Origin of the sequence: Enterococcus sp. B2E4, from assembly GCF_030499455.1 — a bacterium.
In the GTDB taxonomy this organism is placed as follows: Bacteria; Bacillota; Bacilli; order Lactobacillales; family Enterococcaceae; genus Enterococcus_D; species Enterococcus_D casseliflavus.
In genome coordinates this window covers 169,051-184,951 of record NZ_JAUKPK010000014.1, presented here as the reverse complement: position 1 = coordinate 184,951, position 15,901 = coordinate 169,051, and the positions used below count along the sequence as shown (strand labels likewise).

The following is a 15,901-nucleotide window of genomic DNA, read 5'->3' as shown; positions in this document are numbered from 1 at the left end:
GATTTGATTTTACACAACTCATCAGTCCTTATTGACAAAGAGCCCAAAAAAATGACTAGAAGCGGATCGCTTTTAGTCATTTTTTATGGCTATTTGTTCAAGAACTCCTACAAATTTGCCTATACGAAAGTAGCCTACCAGCTTGTTGAACAGGTGATGAGAACATCCAGACGAGTTGCGTGCTTAATCCATCCTTAACGGTACTTACCACAGGAGGTTCAAAGTTCCTTAGACAAATAAAGAACAAGATCGTCATTATTGCAGCAAGGCGCATTCATCGCACAATTCTGATTATTGAACCAAACACCAGATCCATCTGGAATATAGCCTTGTTTTACATACAGTCTCTGGGCCGATCCATAACCATTATGCAGGCCTACCCCCAATGTCACCACGGCAGCTATTTCTCGTGCCTTTTCTTCGGCTGCTTTTAAAAGCTGACTGCCTACCCCTTGTTTTTGATAGGATTCAAAAACATTAAAATCCACAATTTCTGGATACAAGCCTTTAAATGGTCCGTGCTTTGCTAGAGGGACCAAGGTCAAATACCCGGCAGTTGTGTTGTTTATTTTGGCAAGCAAAACGCATCTCTCCCCCGCTTCTTGCTCGTTTAAATAATCAATCAAGAGCTGCTGGCGAGAAGGCCATCCTTGCTTTAAAAACATTTGATCCATTTCAAGGATATCTTTTCTCTTCAACGGTTGAATGTCTATGACCACTTATTTGCTCCATTTCTCCCCCTCACTCGGGGCTATGTTCATTCTATACAGTGTGTCGCTGGCATTGATTTGCCTTATAGTTAAACTTATTCATCATAAAAAATAATAGGGATTATCAGGGATTGCTGCTTCACCCAATTCCTCTAGCAATCAGCTGAATGTCGCTTCCCACCCATCATAGAGCTTTTGAACTGTCTCTTTTGGCCGATTGGGTTCATTATAAACTTTTTGGCTAATGGCCGCTTGGAGCCAAAAAATCGCTTGGATCACTTCACGACTAGTCTGGGCCTCAGGTACATCCGCCCAGACGGATAAAGCGATCGCCTGTGTTTGGGCAAGCTGTTCCTGTGCAACTTGTTGTCCATTGGCAAACGTCGTCAACTGGAATTCATTGCTGATTTTTTCGTAGGTTGGATAAGTATAGCCTGCCGCTTCTCCTAAGACATAATAGAAAAAATTATCATTGTGATTGATCATGGTATAGCCTTTTTCAAAAAAGACATCTGCCGGCGCCATATTCTGGTTCCACCGGGTCCAATAGGAGATTTGGCAATTCTCCGTCAACGTTGTTTGCTCTTGGCGATTCAAGCGGTAAAACCCATCATTCCAGACCCGCACAACAAAGCCGAGACTTTCAACAAAGGCCGTTAGCTCATTGACATAATCAATAAAAACTTCGATTCCGCTAGCTTTTTCCCCATAGCGCTCGCGGGCTGCTTCGATCATTTGCGGAAAGTTTTCTAAATGATCAAAATCAATAAACTCATCGGCACCAATATGAAAATAGGTGCTGTCTTCAAACAGTTGCGCATATTCCCGATAAACTTCCTGAATAAAAGCTACCGCTTCTGAATCCAAAATGTTCAGTGCTCGTTCATCACGCGTGCCATCGGCTGTCGGTAATTGCCACTCGGGCTTTTGAGCCAACACTTGCCGCAAATGACCAGGAGAATCAAAATCAGGGATAATGGCAATTGAATGGTTTTGAGCATACGCAATCAATTCACGAATTTCCTGCTTGGTCAAATATTCTTCCGAAACGATTTCTGGAAATTGCTGGGATTCAATCCGAAAGCCTTCGTTTTCCGAAAAATGAAGCTGCAGATGCGTAAATTGGAAGCAAGCCATACTGCGGACGATTGCTTTCAAATCAGTTAGAGAATAAAATTTACGCCCGATATCGATCATCAGACAGCGTTCTTTAAGCGCTGCTAGATAGCTTTTCTGTGCTAATTGACCTGTCGTTTGATCTCGGCCATATTTGGTTAACGCGTAAAAGACGTGTTCTGGCGAGGACACACTGATTGTTTGGGTTTCAAATCGAAAATCAGCATCCAGCTGCGGATCGACCACTATTTGCGGGAGCGGTTCCTTCGCCGACTGCCAACCTATCTCCTCAAAAAAGACGGCAGCTCGTTGCTGAGCTTCTTTCAAATCAACTGGTTTATTCATCTCATTCTTCCTCTTACTTTCAATAATTTACGTTCAATAATTTCTCATTTTTTGGTTCATTTCACGGTATTGCCCTGGGGTCACACCCACTATTTTTCGGAACTTTCTCGTATAGTTGGAAACATCATAATACCCATTGTTACGAATAATTTCTTTGATTGGCAAATCTGTTTCAATCAGTTCTTCTTTGATTTTTTTCAGCCGTAATTCTTGAATATATTTGGAGAAGGTTTTGCCACTTTCTTTTTTTACAAAACGGCTGACATAAGAGACAGATACACCTACTTCCTCTGCCACCGATTCTAGCGATAGCTGAGAGGAATGATAATTTTCTTGAATAAAACTGAAGATTTTCTCATTCATTTCCGACTCGTCATCCAGCGGCTGTTTCTGCACCTTTGTACAAATCTGCTGGGCAATCGTTAACAAGGCCGTCTGCAATTGGTTCAAGCTGTTGAAATCGGCACTTTCAGAAGCAGTATGCAGTACCTCTGCCCCCACCAATTCACCGCCGACTTGCGCGATCGTATTCAACAAGTAGTAGCCGTACATTTTTTGGACACGAGGCGAAGTCTGTTTGCTCTCGCCTTCTTCAATCAAACGTTGGATCGTTTCACTGGCAATTTCAATATTTCCTTGATTCAAGGCTTGGATCAATTTTAATTTTTGATTGTCTGGATAATTGATCGGTAAATGTTTGGTCTCTTGGGAAAGCTCCGCATAGTAGCTGATTTGCTTCCCTTGACTTCCTTGATTTTCCAGTGCCGCCAATCCTTCGATATACGATTCATTAATAGCCGTTAGTTGATCCACCGTCATCCCGACACCCATTGCGGGTGTTAGGGAGATCGCTTGGGTAATTTTTTCCGCGATAGCATCTACAATTTCTTTTTGTTCTTTGCCATCAACAAAGCCAACGGTCAATGCCAGCATTTCTGTGGACAAAATTTCAGTGGCATATGCCGTATAATCAGCTTCTTTGATTTCTTCGATATAATCAATTAAAAACTTCTTATCCCCTTGCTTGGCTTTGGTATCAACAGTTTTCGTATCAATGGCGATCACAAAATAATTCGACTTAGGAAAACAAACATGGACAGCTTCCAAAAGCAGAGCCAATTCTTGTTCTGAACGGAAACGTCCACTCATTAATTTGCGCAATACTTGTTCTCTCGCATGGGGTGTTTGTAAACGAACTTCCTGATGCAGTTCTTGGTGCTCTACCAAAAATGCCGCTAGCGTATTATGGACATCATCCATCGAATGAAGAGTCATTTTTGGATCACGATGAAACTCCTGAACCAGATTTTCTATTTTGCGAATCGGCCGATAACTGCGTAAACCAAGCATCACGACTGCGGTGATACCCGTAAACAATATGGCGATAAATACTAGGACGAACTGTTCTTGCACACGGTTGACTGAAGCCAATGCTTGATTCGGATTGGCGACAGCTACGACCGAAATATTCAATTCTTTGTTGGCAATTGCTTGAACAAAATACGTCGATTGTTCAAACCGCATTCGTCCTGTTTGAATGCCTTTTTTCATTCGCTCAGGATGATTTAAAAAGCGTGCTAACTCATCATTGGTGGTACTGGCTAATAACTGATACTCATCATTGATGATATAGGTATTGCTGAGCCCATCACTATTGCTTAAATCAAGGATTCTCTTCAAATTGTTTTCTTTGATTTCATAGATTGCTGCGCCGTAAACGGTCATTTCTTCACTTTGAATTGGAACGATATAAAAGAAACGCGAATATCGCTGTTCTCCACCAGCACCTTCCAATGTCAGTAACGTCGGCGCTGGAGAGTCCAATTGTGCGACCAATTGAACTTGGTCCATATCGTTTTTTGGCAGTACCTTATTCAAGAATGTGTCGACTGACAGTGAGCCAACGGTTGAATAAAGGGTCGCCGGGGCTTCTTTATAATATAAATAGACTTCTTCGACTAGATCGTTAGTGATTTTATATGTCTGCATCGCTTCTTTTGCTTCTTTAGTCAAGTAAGGATGCTGTAGGTATTTCAATGAAACAACATGATCATTGGTCATTTTTTGGGTCAGATAATTCAATTGAATAAATGTATTTTCTAATGAATATTTCAATTGGATCAATTGATTTCTGGCCGTCAGCAGTACTTGTTCATTGATACTTTTGACAGATGTATCATACCAAATCCATGACACGGCTAAAAAAGGCACTAAAAACACGATTAAATAAGAGCTGATGGAACGAATGATTCCCCTAAATAGTTTTTGACGATTCTGTTCCGGGTACTTTCTCATTTGCATCACCTATTCTCTGTTATTTCAAAAGCTCAAAAACGCTTTCATTTATCGGTACTTATTTAGGAGAAAAGAATGTATGATACTCTAATAAAATACGCTTTATTTTAATAAAAAACAATGTTTTTTTACAAGTTAGCTATCAGGCTTGTATTTTCTTAACCAGTTATAACAAGCGCCTAATAAATTTGATTCATTGCCAAAACGACAGGCACAAATGTTTGGCACGATAACAGTACTTGGAATCTGTTCAGCAATCACAGCCAATCGTGCGTTTACTTGAGGGATCAAGAAACGGCTAGCACTGATTCCACCACCAATCAAGATAATTTCCGGATCAATCATGTACTGCAGGCTATAGCAAGCTGCCGCCAGCTTATCGACAAAATCAGCGACCATTGGCAGACATCGCGGATCTTGTTCTTGAACCAGTGTATCAATGCGCTGCCCATTGATTGTTGGATCTCCGATACGCTCTGCTGTTTCTTCCACAAGAGTTCTGGTTGACCCTGCGATGCTCCAAAGTTCCCAATCCTTTGTTTCGGTCGGAAAAAGCATATAGCCAAACTCTCCTGCTAGTAAGTGTTTGCCGCGAACCAATTGATGGTTAATCATTAAGCCACCGCCAACGGATGTACCTAGGACAATTGTCGCAAAGGACGCACAATTTTGAGCGTGACCCAACCACTTTTCTGCCAATAACGCACAGTTGCCATCATTTTCGGCAGCCACTGGACATTGGTATTTGCTTCGCAAATGCCTAACCAGTCTTTTGCCAAATCCTTCATACAAAGGTGATGTCATCCCGATTTCTTGGCTTCGTGGATCAACCAGTCCCGTTGAGCTAATAGCAATACCATCAAATGTTGCGGCATAGAATGCATCGATGTGTCGACATATGCGTTGCGTGACTGTGGCATATTCCTTGTTCATAGGAAATTGAGTCAATTGTCTGCGTTCCCCTTGACTATTCACTAACCCACATTTAATAGCAGTACCGCCAATATCAATTGCTAAAATCCACATTTTCTTGACCTCACAAGGCTTTCTTTTATCTTGCATTTAGTATACGCAACCAATGTTTTCGGCGACCATATGTATTTCTTGCAACAGTGTGTCAAATCCGCCCAAGCCATAAAAAAGCCCGCAACGAAAGATATCTTGCATTTAGAAAGAACATACGTTGTACAGAAAGTGATAGCTTATCTGCTTATTTTTAAAACACTAAAAAGATCAAGTTTAACGCTCAGCTTCACAAAACTGTTCATCCTGCAAATCAAAAAAAGAAATCTATTAGATACGGTGCCTGAGAATTTTGTCAACAAAGGAAACAGCTACCCTTTTTTTGAGATAAGCTATCTAGTTTATAAAACAAAAAACCGTCACGCATAAGACATCCTCTCATGCGTGATCGGCATTCTACTTAGTCATTGCTTTTTAGAAATAGATCGAACGATTTTTTAGAACTTAGTTGCTGACTCTGGGTGTCACAACAGAAAATCTATTCGCAGTAAACTAACTTTGTTCTGTTCTTACACTCTGGTCACTCATTGCTCATTTGAGTCATAAAACCTCAATAAACGCTTGTGCTCGTTCAATATAGTACCTGCTCCAAATAATCCACCAACGGACCCAAGTACTTTTTATCCGTCCAATCACAATCTTGTCCGTTGGCTTCCATGAGCGCCTTCATCTGCGGATCATAGGTGTGCGGCGCTTTCTTAGCCGCAGCTTTTCTTAACATTTTCACTAAGTTTCGATCAAAGAAATTCATTTTGCTTTCCTGCCATTGTCCTCTGCCGTAAAAAAGGGGGATGTCTTTTAGCGAACCCGGGAGATTCTGTTCTCTGAGTTTTTTCACAACATCTTCTTCAGGAGCAGAGGCTCCCGCACAAAAGATAAGTATCTCTTTGTCTTTTAGCTGGTTGGTATTCTTTTTTAAAAAGGACAGTCCAGCAATACCCGAAGCATAGATTCCCCCACAGAAGATAATTGTGTCATAATCCATTACTTCAGCTATTTTCGCTTTTGGGGTTTCTAGGCTGGAAAAACCTGTTGCATCTTGAAGCCAGTGGACATACTTTTTGACAGCGCCGTATTTCGATTGATAAACAATAATGCCGTTTTTCATGGGGGAGCTCCTCTCTGCAGTTAGGACTGCACCTTATGGTTTTGTGCCAGCTATTGCTTGTTCTAAAAACGTTTCGTACGCTTTTTCCTGTTGTGTATAGATTTCATCTAGTGGAATACCGGGTGTCGTTACTGAGAAAATCGTACCGATTCCGATCGTGTAAATGAGCATATGCATGTGTAGCTGTTTGGCGGTTTCTATACTGATAGTCAAATCGACGGCAAGCCTTTGGGCTACTTGAGGATTCGTCTCCAACTGATACAGATCTTCTAATGACGAAACATTCGCTCTTTTTTGTAAGACAAAAATACTCAAAATATGGGGTTCTTCTTTCGCCAATTGCAAATACGCGTGTCCGGTACTGCGAAACAGATCCTGGGGGTCGCTATGGGCTTCTAGATACGCTTGTAAAAATTGCCGTGCTTTCTGCTCCACTTCTGTTCGCAGGCCCTCCATATTGGTGCAGTAACTATAAATGGGCTGGACTGAACAGCCTAACTTCTCGGCAATGTTCTTGACGATCACTTGCTCCATACCGCCTTTTCGTGCAATCTCAAAGGCGGCATCAACCACCATTTCCTTTGTTATTCGTTGTTTCGGCATTCATTGCCCTCCCTAAGCACAAGTTGCGTTATATAAACTCTTTATATAAATCGATTATATTATTTAGTTCCTTCGAAGTCAATTGGGTCCAGACCACTATCCCTCGCTCTTTCTATTGAATAAAGAGTTGTCTATTTCTCAAAAATCATCGTTCATAGGTTGTAAATTTTCCGTTACTTTCCAATGATTGCTGGTCTTTTATCCGCACAAAAAAGGTACAGCCCACAGAAAAAGGCTGTACCGTAGATAATACGTATGGACTCTTTTACACTCGAAGCTGCTACACTTCTGGGGTGTCCTCTGGTGGCGCTTCGGGGATCGGTTCTTCCTCTTCATACAAGGAGGAAACCCGCGTATACCATTCAAACACATGGGTAATGACCACTTTAGCTGCCGCATACACAGGAATCCCTAAAATGACCCCAACAAGGCCAAACAGTTTTCCTGAAGTCAAGAGGACTAACAGGATCGTGACAGGATGGATCGACAACTCGTTTCCTAGAACTAATGGCGAAATCAAGCGGCCTTCAATGGTCTGCTCAATGACAAAGACGATCAGCACTTGGATCAATAACACGGGTCCACCGACGATTCCTAAAAAGACCGCAGGGATCATGGCCAAAAAAGATCCTAAGTAAGGGATCAAATTTAGAAATCCCGCTGCAATCCCCAGTGTGATGGCATAATCTAAGCCAATGATACTAAACCCGATCATAAACATCACTGCGACCGCAAACGCCACCGTCAGTTGTCCCCGAATATAGGAGGATACTTGATCGTTCATCTCTTTTAAGACGACCAGTGATGGCTGGCGCATTTTGGTTGGCAGAAATTTAACAAAATAAGGGGCTAGTTTACGGCCATCTTTCAGTAGGTAGAACAAAATAAATGGCATGGTAATGACCGCTAAAACGATCGTTGCAACGGCGCCGAAGAAACTGCCTAGATTTTGAATCGTGCTGCGGGAAAGGTTTTGGACGATATCCGTCAAAGAAGAAATCAGCTTCTCATTGGAGGCTTCGATCTGCTCTTGGACTTGCGAGAAGATTGGATCAGAGAGAATCTCATTCACCTTATTCTCGATGATCGTCAAGTAGCCTGGCAAATTATCCGCAAAGCTCATGGATTGCTCTTGGATCTTAGGGATGATCACCACCACACCCCAGACGATCAGACCAACCACTAAAATAAAGAGACCAAAAATACTGTAGATTCGTTTGATTCCCTTGCGTTCTAAGTAGTCGACGGTGGGGTTCATCAAGTAATACAAGATCCCCGCCAAAATGATTGGCAATCCGACGATGGCTAAAAATTGCCAGACGGGTTCAAACAAATACGACACTTTCGTAAAGAGCAGCAAAATCAAGAGAATCAATAAAATGACCAGCAAGCTGGTCACTGCTTGATTGTTTAAAAACCATTTCCAAAACCAGGAATGCGGCTTTTTCTGCGTTTCTTTCATGACATTCTTTGCCTCCTAGTCGTACGTCACCTGCATGCCGACTTCTAGTTTCGGCAGAACAGTTGGCGTTAAATAAATCGCACTTGAAAGCTGATCTTCAGCCGGCACTTCGTCAAAGACAAAGGTCACATGCTGGATCGTTTGCAGGATTTGGTTTACGACCGTCCCTACATATTGGACTTGATAGGTCTGATCACCAAAAGTGATCTGGTCCCCTTTTGTGACGACTAACGCTTGCGAATCAGGAATCGTTTGAATGACTGAATATTCTCGCAGTGTGTCGGTCGCTTCTTCCCCAAAAAAGATGATCATTCTTTCTTGTGAATCGATCGCTTGTGGACCGATTTCTTTGATCGTCCCTTTTTTCATATGACAAACTCCCCTTTCTATCTTCTTGTTTATTATAACATAAAGAGTTTTTCTACCCGCCCAAAACCGCATTCTATGGTAGAATTAAATAGGAATGAAACTATTAGGAGGTTTTTTTATGTTGCAAACGATTTATTTAGGTACGTACACTCGTCGCGAAAGTAAAGGGATCTATTCGATCGCTTTAGATACGGAAAAAGGAACACTGACCGATTTGACCTTATGCGCGGAAGAAAAAAGTCCGACTTATCTTGCCCGCAGTAAAAAAGAAGCAGTTTACAGCGTCACAGAAGTAGATGGTAACGGCGGCGCAGCTGCTTATACCCCAGACTTTACCTTGCTGAATACCGCAACGGAAGAAGGCGCACCACTTTGCTATGTAGCAGTTGATGAAACCCGTCAGCTTTTATATGGTGCCAACTACCATAAAGGTGAAGTGAATGTTTATAAAATTCTAGAGGATGGCAGCATCGAAGCAACGGACAGCATCTACCATGATGAACCCGTCGGCTCTCATGAAAACCAAGACAAACCTCATGTCCACTATACTGACTTAACACCAGACCAACGTTTAGCAGTTTGTGACCTTGGAACAGACCGGGTCTATACTTATGATATTTCAGAAGATGGCAAACTGACAGAAGTTGCCGTTTACGTGGCAGAAGACGGAACTGGTCCACGTCACTTGGTCTTCCATCCAAATAACCAATACGCTTACTTAGTGGGCGAATTAGACAGCTCATTGACTGTTTTACGCTACAATGAAGCAGATGGCAGTTTTGAGAAAATCCAAAAGGTGCCAACGATCCCTGCGGACTTTACGGATTTCAACAGTGGCGCTGCGGTACGTATCTCGAACGATGGCCGTTTTGTTTACAGCTCAAATCGCGGCCATAATTCAATCGCTGTTTTTGAAGTAACCGATGAAGGCGCTGGCCTGACTTTTGTTCAATCAATCTCGACTGAAGGCGACTTCCCTCGCGATTTCGATTTGGACCCGACAAACGATTATCTCGTTTGTGCCAACCAAAATTCTGATAACCTAACGTTATACAAACGCGATGAAGCCACTGGCAAATTGACTGTCTTAGAAAAAGACATCTACGCACCAGAATGTGTCTGCGTCTTATTCAAAAAATAAAGTTTTGGAGGATTCCCCCATGTTTGATAAAACACCAAAGGAACTTGTGCTCAAAGATTTTTCTAATATCTACAATAAATGTCAATCAACCTTTGAACTAGTGACGAGCCGCAAATACAATGAATCATTGGTCCTATTAACGACTGCAGAAACGTATGCGATCGCTGAAAAAGCCTATATTCGCTGCGATACTGCCAAAGAGCTGCAAACAGCGGAAGTCATTGCTTTCTTTGATGCTTTTGAGATCTATTATTTTGAATTAAAACAAGTCCTTTTTCATGATGACGATGATTTTGTTTCTTTAAAAAATCGTTTAGAAAAAATGAAAGACACTTACGAAGCATTGACAGCCTCATTTCATTTGTTATGATGAAATCAAATCAAATGTGAAAAAGGTGACGTTATGAACCAAGAACAAGTGTTGGATCGTTTACGAGAAGAATTGGCCATGCCGTTTTTCGAAGCAAAACTAGAAGACAAAGAGTATTCCGAAGAAGACTATCAACAAGTCAAAGCGGATTTGGTAAAATACTTTGATGACTATGTACGCAATGTAGAAAATTAAGAAACAGCCTGCGATGATTCCTTCATCGCAGGCTGTTTTACTGTTATAACGTCACTAGAAAGTTTTGATTCGTCGTAGCTTCGATTTGAGGATGCTGTTTTAAATAGTCAGCAATCAGTTCCGTCATATCGACTTGAATCTCACGAACGATTTTTTCGGCAGAAAACATGGCGTAGTTGCCGCCACCTACTGCACGGTATTGGTTAATGACGATCTCTAATTCTTGATCCATCGCAATGGCTTTTTCTTCAAAGTCCAAGCGGGTGATTCGCTGACCGACGGGTTGACTAAGATCGATCGTATACTCGATGCCTTCATACATATCGTAGTTATAATATTGAGGTTTTGGCTCAATAAAAGCAGGATTGAAGACGATCTGACCGTCAACAACGGCTAAATAATCCGCCGTTTGTTCTAAAGCGGCTTTTAATTCGGCACCTGTTATTTTGACTACAGCTAACGTATTTGGGTAAATATAATTGGTGATCACATCCCGCATCGTGATAGTTGCGCCAAAGCCTTTGCCTTCATTGTTGAAAAGAGCAGTACCAGAAATTTTGGCGCCGCTGGCAGCCATCTGAACACGATTGATAAATTCAATATAAGGGTGCTCTTTCAAGCGTGCCCCCATCGGATCGGTGATTCGCATATCCCCACTGACTTTGCCTAACGGCTGATCTAGCCAGGTTTGTAATTCTTCTTCGATGGGTGCTAACAAAGCCAACGTCTCTTGATCTGGGACAGCATCTGCAACAGGGATCAACGCAGCCGTACTGTTTGTGACATGAACCCCTGTCTGATTTTTTTCAACCGTTAATTCGATGGCGCCGATAAAGCTTCCACGATAACCGGGCTGTACAACGGGGACACCATTGATTTTTGTGGCGATCTCACGGTGCTGGTGTCCTGTGAAGAACGCATCGATTCCTGAGACTTCCTGCAATAATTGATAGCCCTCATTTTCACCAGTCAATAATTCGGTCGGTTCTCCAGTGACTAAATCACGCTCGAAGCCGCCATGGTAGCTGACGACAACGATATCGGCTTGTTCTCTTAAGTAAGGCACATAGTTTTTCGCCGTCTCAACGATGCTGACAAACTGCATCCCACGAATCGTCGCAGGCTGTTCCCAATGAGGAATATATGGCGTCACCATTCCTAAGATCGCGATCTTTACCCCTTCTTTTTCAATGATGGTGTAAGCTTGGCCAAAGAATGGTTCTCCCGCTTCATTTAAAATATTCGCTGCGAGTACTGGTGTTTGGTAGCTGGCGATCGCTTCTTGCAAATAAGGCAGACCGTAGTTGAACTCATGATTGCCTAAGACATGGACATCAACGTCCAGGTGGTTGACGACAGCGGTCAATGCGGCAACGGAGTGCTGGCTTTTGGCGATGTAATAGCTTAAGGGTGAGCCTTGGATAAAGTCGCCATTTTCGATCGTTACGACCGGTCCGGTGGCTGCTTGACGTAGCTCTTTCATTTTGGTAGCAACTTTTGCCACGCCGAATCCTTGTTCCGTGTCATCGGCAAAATTGGTTGGATAGACATAGCCATGCATATCGCTCGTTTCTAAAAACGTGATTTTCATTCAAAAGACTCCTTTTCCCCTCAATAGACCAAAAGGGCATGCGCATAAGTCGAAAACCCTCGAAAGCCAGCATTTTCTGCTTCCTTGTGTCTTCAAACCTTATGGCACAAACCCTTTTGTCTTTCATTCTCAGGTGTTTCCCTGATTATACCTTATTTTGACGAAGAAATTCAGAATTATTGGTTCCAAGCATCTTCTAATTGTGGCTTCGCGTTTTCAATCAATTGATCGACATCTTGATCTGTATTAGACAAAATGTTTTCCATGATTGAACGCATTTCATTGTAAGCAGGATCAGCATTTTCAATCACTGGGATCGAGAACAATTCTTTGGTTGCATCTTCTAATTTGGCAGCGACTTTTGTTTCAGGATTGTTTTTGTATTCATCGCTTTCCAAAACAGATTCAACAACTGGCATGTAGCCGGTATCGATCGCCCATGTTTTTTGCGCTTCTGGCGAAGTTAAGTACTTCATGTATTCAAAAGCAGCGGTGCGTTGCTCTGGTGTTGCGCTGTTGAACATATACAAGTCAGTTCCTTGTTGCAAGTTGATTGGTTCTGGACGAGCTGCTACGTCATATTCAAATTTGCCTTCGGTATCTTTTTTAACAAAGCCTTCCCCTGCGATTGAGCCGACATACATTGCGATTTGCTCGTTGGCAAATGGACCAGACAAGTATTTGTCAGAACCAGCGATTCGGAAGTAGCCGTCTTTAACACCATCTAGGTAGTAGTTGATGACTTCTTTTGATTCATCGCTGTCTAATTGCAAGTCTTTGTCAAAATCAACGCCTTGATTTTTCATTGCGATGGCATAGTAGTTGTTTAATGAGTCAAAACCAGCACCTACGACTTCACCGTTTGATTTTTCGTAGATTTCTTGAGAAGCTTCTTTTAATTCTTCCAGGTTTGTTGGTACGTCAATACCATACTCGTCTAACATGTCTGCATTGTAAAACAGCATTTCTGTAGATTTGTTGAAAGGAATCCCGTATTGCACGCCGTCGATTTGTGCACCATCTAAAAGGGCACTGCGGATCTCTTCTTGGTCACCCCAACCGATAGTATCATCGTTGATGTATTCGCCAAGGTCAACTAGCATGTCATCTTGGGCAGCATTCCATAACCAACCAGGATATGCTTGGGTGATAGTTGGCAGATCTTTTGGTGAAGGCAAGGTTGAATTTACCTTTGCTTGCAGATCAGAGTAGCTTGATTGATTTTGCAATTCGATCTTGATGTTTGGATTTTCGTCCATGAATTGCTCGGTCAATTTCGTCAATGATTCTTCTTGCGCACCATTCATTGCATGCCAAAAGGTGACAGTCGTATCTTCGCTTAGTTCTGTAACGATTTCATCACTTTCCGTAGAACCAGATGAATCGTTGTTGTTTCCACAAGCCCCTAATACCAATGTCGCGGCTGCAGCTGCTGCAAATGCAAGTTTCTTTGTTTTCATTTTTTCCTCTCCTCTATCACTCTAAAATAATTTTTTCACCGCGTTGCGGCAATATTCTTTCACCATACGGATTCACCAGATTTTCTGGTTTCAGCGTATGGATTGGAACCAATCGTTGGGGCTCGATCCATGCAATGATCTGATCTAAATCAGCTGGTTTCGCATGTCCCGAGTTTGGCAAACGGACAAATTCGATCTCCAGTGCTGCCAATTGATCCAAAAAGACTTGATAAGCTGGATCAAAATCGCCTAACGGCTGCGCATCACTGTGAATATACAAACCACCCGTCTGCAAGTTTTCAAAATGCGCGACTGCTTGCCAAAGGTACTGGCTCGTGTCGGCACATAATGCCTGATAAGAAATGGCGAAGGCTGGATCGAGAGTCGCTGGTACTTGATCATCGATCGTATAGAACGGTACATCTTTATTGAAAATTTCTTTCAACAAAGCAGCTTGCGTCGCCTCTAAAACAACCGTCCGCGGCGCGGCTTCAACAAGCGCCATAAAGCGCTCGACATTGGCTGGATAGCCATTGAAAGTAATTTGTCGTTGGGGATTTTCTTTGACCAAACGCACGAAGGTCTCGATCAATTCTGTTTCACTTTCCACTGTGATCGCTTTGGGGTCCGGTTCTCTTTCTGGAAAGCTGATGCTGACCCCTTCCATCATCAATAGATCCGTGTGTTTGGCTAACTGACAGAATTCTTTGGTACGCTCTGGATGATAGCCATGCAAACGCAAATCACCGGTATAAGCGATAAAATGATCTGGCGTGCGAATCAACAAAGCTGCCGCACCGTACGCATCATGATCGACTGGAATGATCTCGACTTCGATTTCCCCGACCCGAATCACATCATGGGGTTCTAAGCCGATCAATTCACGGACAAAGCTTTTTTCTTCATGAGGAACGGGCAGCAAGAAGTCCCCTTTTTGATTCAACACTTCGAGGATCGCTTTGGTTTCCTTCAAGGTGTACATAGGAATATTTGGGTCTAAAAAGTTGATCATCTTGGAATGATCCAGATGGGCGTGGGAAAGAAAAACTGCTGTTTCTTGGTATTCTTTCGTTTCGCTTCCTTGGTACGTGTAATCTAAGCGTGGATCGTAGACATTTTTCAGTTCTGGTATCCAGCGATGCGCAACTAACGTTTGTAATTCTTCATCTGGTAAGGGTGTTTCTGGATGATACTCCGAACCGAAATCAAAAAAGATATGGGCATCTTTGTACGCAACTTCGATGACGGTTCCTCCAATCGTTAAAATTCCGCTATGGAAGGTGATCGTTGTTTTATCCTTTGATGCCATCTTTAGCCACTCCTTTGATAATTTCTTTTCTAAAGATCAAGTAAATGATCAGAATTGGAATGACGGTCAAGGTCGCTGCCGCCATTTGTAAATGAACGTCACTGCCGCTTTCTGTGGTAAAGGCAGCCAATCCATTATTTAAGAGACGGTATTTTTTCTCATTCGTCACTAACAACGGCCATAAGAAAGAATTCCAGCTAGAGATGAACGTCAGAATCCCGACTGTCACCAAGGCTGGTTTAGACATGGGGATCAAAATTCGGCGGATATAAGCTAGGTCGCTGGCACCGTCAATTTTGGCTGCCTTATAAAAGGTATTAGAAATACTTTGTAAATAACCGTTTAAATAATAGATGTAAAAAATACTGGTCAGAAAGGGAATGATTAACGCACTATACGTATTCAATAAGCCCATTCGCGCAATCGTATTGTAATTGGTGAAAATGATCGATTCATAAGGAACCATCAATAACGAGATCATCAATCCGATAACTAACCGTTTGTATTTGAATTCAAGACTAGTCAATGCAAAGGCAGCTAAAATCGCAGTGATCAGCGTCGCGATAGTCGTCACCGCGGAAACGAAGACCGTATTAAAGAAGTAGCGTAAAAACGGTGCTCGGGTAAAAACTTCCCCGTAGTTGCTCCACTGGAAAGACTCTGGCATGATCGTCGGTGGAATACTGGTTGCTTCACTGTAGGTCATTAGACCAGCTAAAATCATATAGACAAAGGGAAACAGCGTGATCACTGCTAAAATTGCTAAAAACAGCATCGAAACAATCGTGACAATTTTTTTCATTC

15 protein-coding genes are annotated in these 15,901 nt (G+C 42.4%); 3 read left to right on the top strand and 12 right to left on the bottom strand.

Going from position 1 to position 15,901, the window contains the following annotated elements:
• Positions 1-218: 218 nt before the first annotated feature.
• The 8 genes from Q1X33_RS11385 to Q1X33_RS11350 form a co-directional block, all read right to left on the bottom strand.
• On the bottom strand, positions 219-719 hold the full coding sequence (locus Q1X33_RS11385; protein ID WP_005228042.1) for a GNAT family N-acetyltransferase: 501 nt from the start codon (positions 717-719) through the stop codon (positions 219-221).
• 150 nt (positions 720-869) lie between these two features.
• Complete coding sequence (locus Q1X33_RS11380) at positions 870-2,171, bottom strand: family 20 glycosylhydrolase (protein ID WP_005228040.1); 1,302 nt, start codon at positions 2,169-2,171, stop codon at positions 870-872.
• Between the two features lie 33 nt (positions 2,172-2,204).
• Positions 2,205-4,472, bottom strand: coding sequence for a helix-turn-helix domain-containing protein (locus Q1X33_RS11375; RefSeq protein WP_034869055.1), 2,268 nt, complete (start codon positions 4,470-4,472; stop codon positions 2,205-2,207).
• Positions 4,473-4,601: 129 nt separating this feature from the next.
• Positions 4,602-5,528: an ROK family protein gene (locus Q1X33_RS11370; RefSeq protein ID WP_005228036.1), complete on the bottom strand. Its 927-nt coding sequence runs from the start codon at positions 5,526-5,528 to the stop codon at positions 4,602-4,604.
• Positions 5,529-6,060: 532 nt separating this feature from the next.
• Entirely contained in the window at positions 6,061-6,597 is a 537-nt protein-coding gene (locus tag Q1X33_RS11365) for a flavodoxin domain-containing protein (protein WP_005228031.1), read from the bottom strand.
• Positions 6,598-6,630: 33 nt separating this feature from the next.
• Positions 6,631-7,200, bottom strand: coding sequence for a TetR/AcrR family transcriptional regulator (locus tag Q1X33_RS11360; RefSeq protein WP_005228029.1), 570 nt, complete (start codon positions 7,198-7,200; stop codon positions 6,631-6,633).
• A gap of 280 nt (positions 7,201-7,480) precedes the next feature.
• Positions 7,481-8,662, bottom strand: a complete 1,182-nt coding sequence (locus tag Q1X33_RS11355; protein WP_005228027.1) for an AI-2E family transporter — start codon at positions 8,660-8,662, stop codon at positions 7,481-7,483.
• A 15-nt stretch (positions 8,663-8,677) separates the two neighbouring features.
• Entirely contained in the window at positions 8,678-9,031 is a 354-nt protein-coding gene (locus Q1X33_RS11350) for a PTS glucitol/sorbitol transporter subunit IIA (protein WP_005228025.1), read from the bottom strand.
• A 118-nt stretch (positions 9,032-9,149) separates the two neighbouring features.
• Between Q1X33_RS11350 and Q1X33_RS11345 the strand changes: the two genes are divergently transcribed.
• The 3 genes from Q1X33_RS11345 to Q1X33_RS11335 are packed head-to-tail and all read left to right on the top strand — an operon-like array spanning position 9,150 to position 10,737.
• Positions 9,150-10,172 (top strand): lactonase family protein, encoded by a 1,023-nt coding sequence (locus Q1X33_RS11345; RefSeq protein WP_005228024.1) that lies wholly within the window; start codon positions 9,150-9,152, stop codon positions 10,170-10,172.
• A 19-nt stretch (positions 10,173-10,191) separates the two neighbouring features.
• Positions 10,192-10,542 carry a hypothetical protein gene (locus Q1X33_RS11340; RefSeq protein ID WP_005233740.1) on the top strand — a complete coding sequence of 117 codons (351 nt, stop codon included), beginning with the start codon at positions 10,192-10,194 and terminating at the stop codon, positions 10,540-10,542.
• Positions 10,543-10,575: 33 nt separating this feature from the next.
• Positions 10,576-10,737 (top strand): hypothetical protein, encoded by a 162-nt coding sequence (locus Q1X33_RS11335; RefSeq protein WP_005228019.1) that lies wholly within the window; start codon positions 10,576-10,578, stop codon positions 10,735-10,737.
• A 43-nt stretch (positions 10,738-10,780) separates the two neighbouring features.
• Here Q1X33_RS11335 and Q1X33_RS11330 read toward each other — a convergent pair whose 3' ends face one another.
• The 4 genes from Q1X33_RS11330 to Q1X33_RS11315 form a co-directional block, all read right to left on the bottom strand.
• Complete coding sequence (locus tag Q1X33_RS11330) at positions 10,781-12,328, bottom strand: bifunctional UDP-sugar hydrolase/5'-nucleotidase (protein WP_005228018.1); 1,548 nt, start codon at positions 12,326-12,328, stop codon at positions 10,781-10,783.
• A 176-nt stretch (positions 12,329-12,504) separates the two neighbouring features.
• Positions 12,505-13,788, bottom strand: coding sequence for an ABC transporter substrate-binding protein (locus tag Q1X33_RS11325; protein WP_005228017.1), 1,284 nt, complete (start codon positions 13,786-13,788; stop codon positions 12,505-12,507).
• A 16-nt stretch (positions 13,789-13,804) separates the two neighbouring features.
• Positions 13,805-15,097 carry an MBL fold metallo-hydrolase gene (locus tag Q1X33_RS11320; protein ID WP_005228016.1) on the bottom strand — a complete coding sequence of 431 codons (1,293 nt, stop codon included), beginning with the start codon at positions 15,095-15,097 and terminating at the stop codon, positions 13,805-13,807.
• The gene (locus Q1X33_RS11315; RefSeq protein ID WP_005228015.1) at positions 15,081-15,899 is read right to left on the bottom strand and encodes a carbohydrate ABC transporter permease; all 819 of its coding nucleotides are present in this window, start codon (positions 15,897-15,899) and stop codon (positions 15,081-15,083) included. Before Q1X33_RS11315 ends, Q1X33_RS11320 begins: the two co-directional genes overlap by 17 nt.
• Positions 15,900-15,901 lie beyond the last annotated feature (2 nt).

Excerpts from the sequence above, each read along its gene's own strand:
- Q1X33_RS11335 (WP_005228019.1), top strand. The coding sequence starts at position 10,576 with ATGAACCAAGAACAAGTGTTGGATCGTTTACGAGAAGAATTGGCCATG.
- Q1X33_RS11360 (WP_005228029.1), bottom strand. The coding sequence starts at position 7,200 with ATGCCGAAACAACGAATAACAAAGGAAATGGTGGTTGATGCCGCCTTT.
- Q1X33_RS11330 (WP_005228018.1), bottom strand. The coding sequence starts at position 12,328 with ATGAAAATCACGTTTTTAGAAACGAGCGATATGCATGGCTATGTCTAT.
- Q1X33_RS11355 (WP_005228027.1), bottom strand. The coding sequence starts at position 8,662 with ATGAAAGAAACGCAGAAAAAGCCGCATTCCTGGTTTTGGAAATGGTTT.
- Q1X33_RS11325 (WP_005228017.1), bottom strand. The coding sequence starts at position 13,788 with ATGAAAACAAAGAAACTTGCATTTGCAGCAGCTGCAGCCGCGACATTG.
- Q1X33_RS11380 (WP_005228040.1), bottom strand. The coding sequence starts at position 2,171 with ATGAATAAACCAGTTGATTTGAAAGAAGCTCAGCAACGAGCTGCCGTC.
- Q1X33_RS11350 (WP_005228025.1), bottom strand. The coding sequence starts at position 9,031 with ATGAAAAAAGGGACGATCAAAGAAATCGGTCCACAAGCGATCGATTCA.
- Q1X33_RS11345 (WP_005228024.1), top strand. The coding sequence starts at position 9,150 with ATGTTGCAAACGATTTATTTAGGTACGTACACTCGTCGCGAAAGTAAA.
- Q1X33_RS11365 (WP_005228031.1), bottom strand. The coding sequence starts at position 6,597 with ATGAAAAACGGCATTATTGTTTATCAATCGAAATACGGCGCTGTCAAA.
- Q1X33_RS11375 (WP_034869055.1), bottom strand. The coding sequence starts at position 4,472 with ATGCAAATGAGAAAGTACCCGGAACAGAATCGTCAAAAACTATTTAGG.
- Q1X33_RS11315 (WP_005228015.1), bottom strand. The coding sequence starts at position 15,899 with ATGAAAAAAATTGTCACGATTGTTTCGATGCTGTTTTTAGCAATTTTA.
- Q1X33_RS11320 (WP_005228016.1), bottom strand. The coding sequence starts at position 15,097 with ATGGCATCAAAGGATAAAACAACGATCACCTTCCATAGCGGAATTTTA.
- Q1X33_RS11370 (WP_005228036.1), bottom strand. The coding sequence starts at position 5,528 with ATGCAAGATAAAAGAAAGCCTTGTGAGGTCAAGAAAATGTGGATTTTA.
- Q1X33_RS11340 (WP_005233740.1), top strand. The coding sequence starts at position 10,192 with ATGTTTGATAAAACACCAAAGGAACTTGTGCTCAAAGATTTTTCTAAT.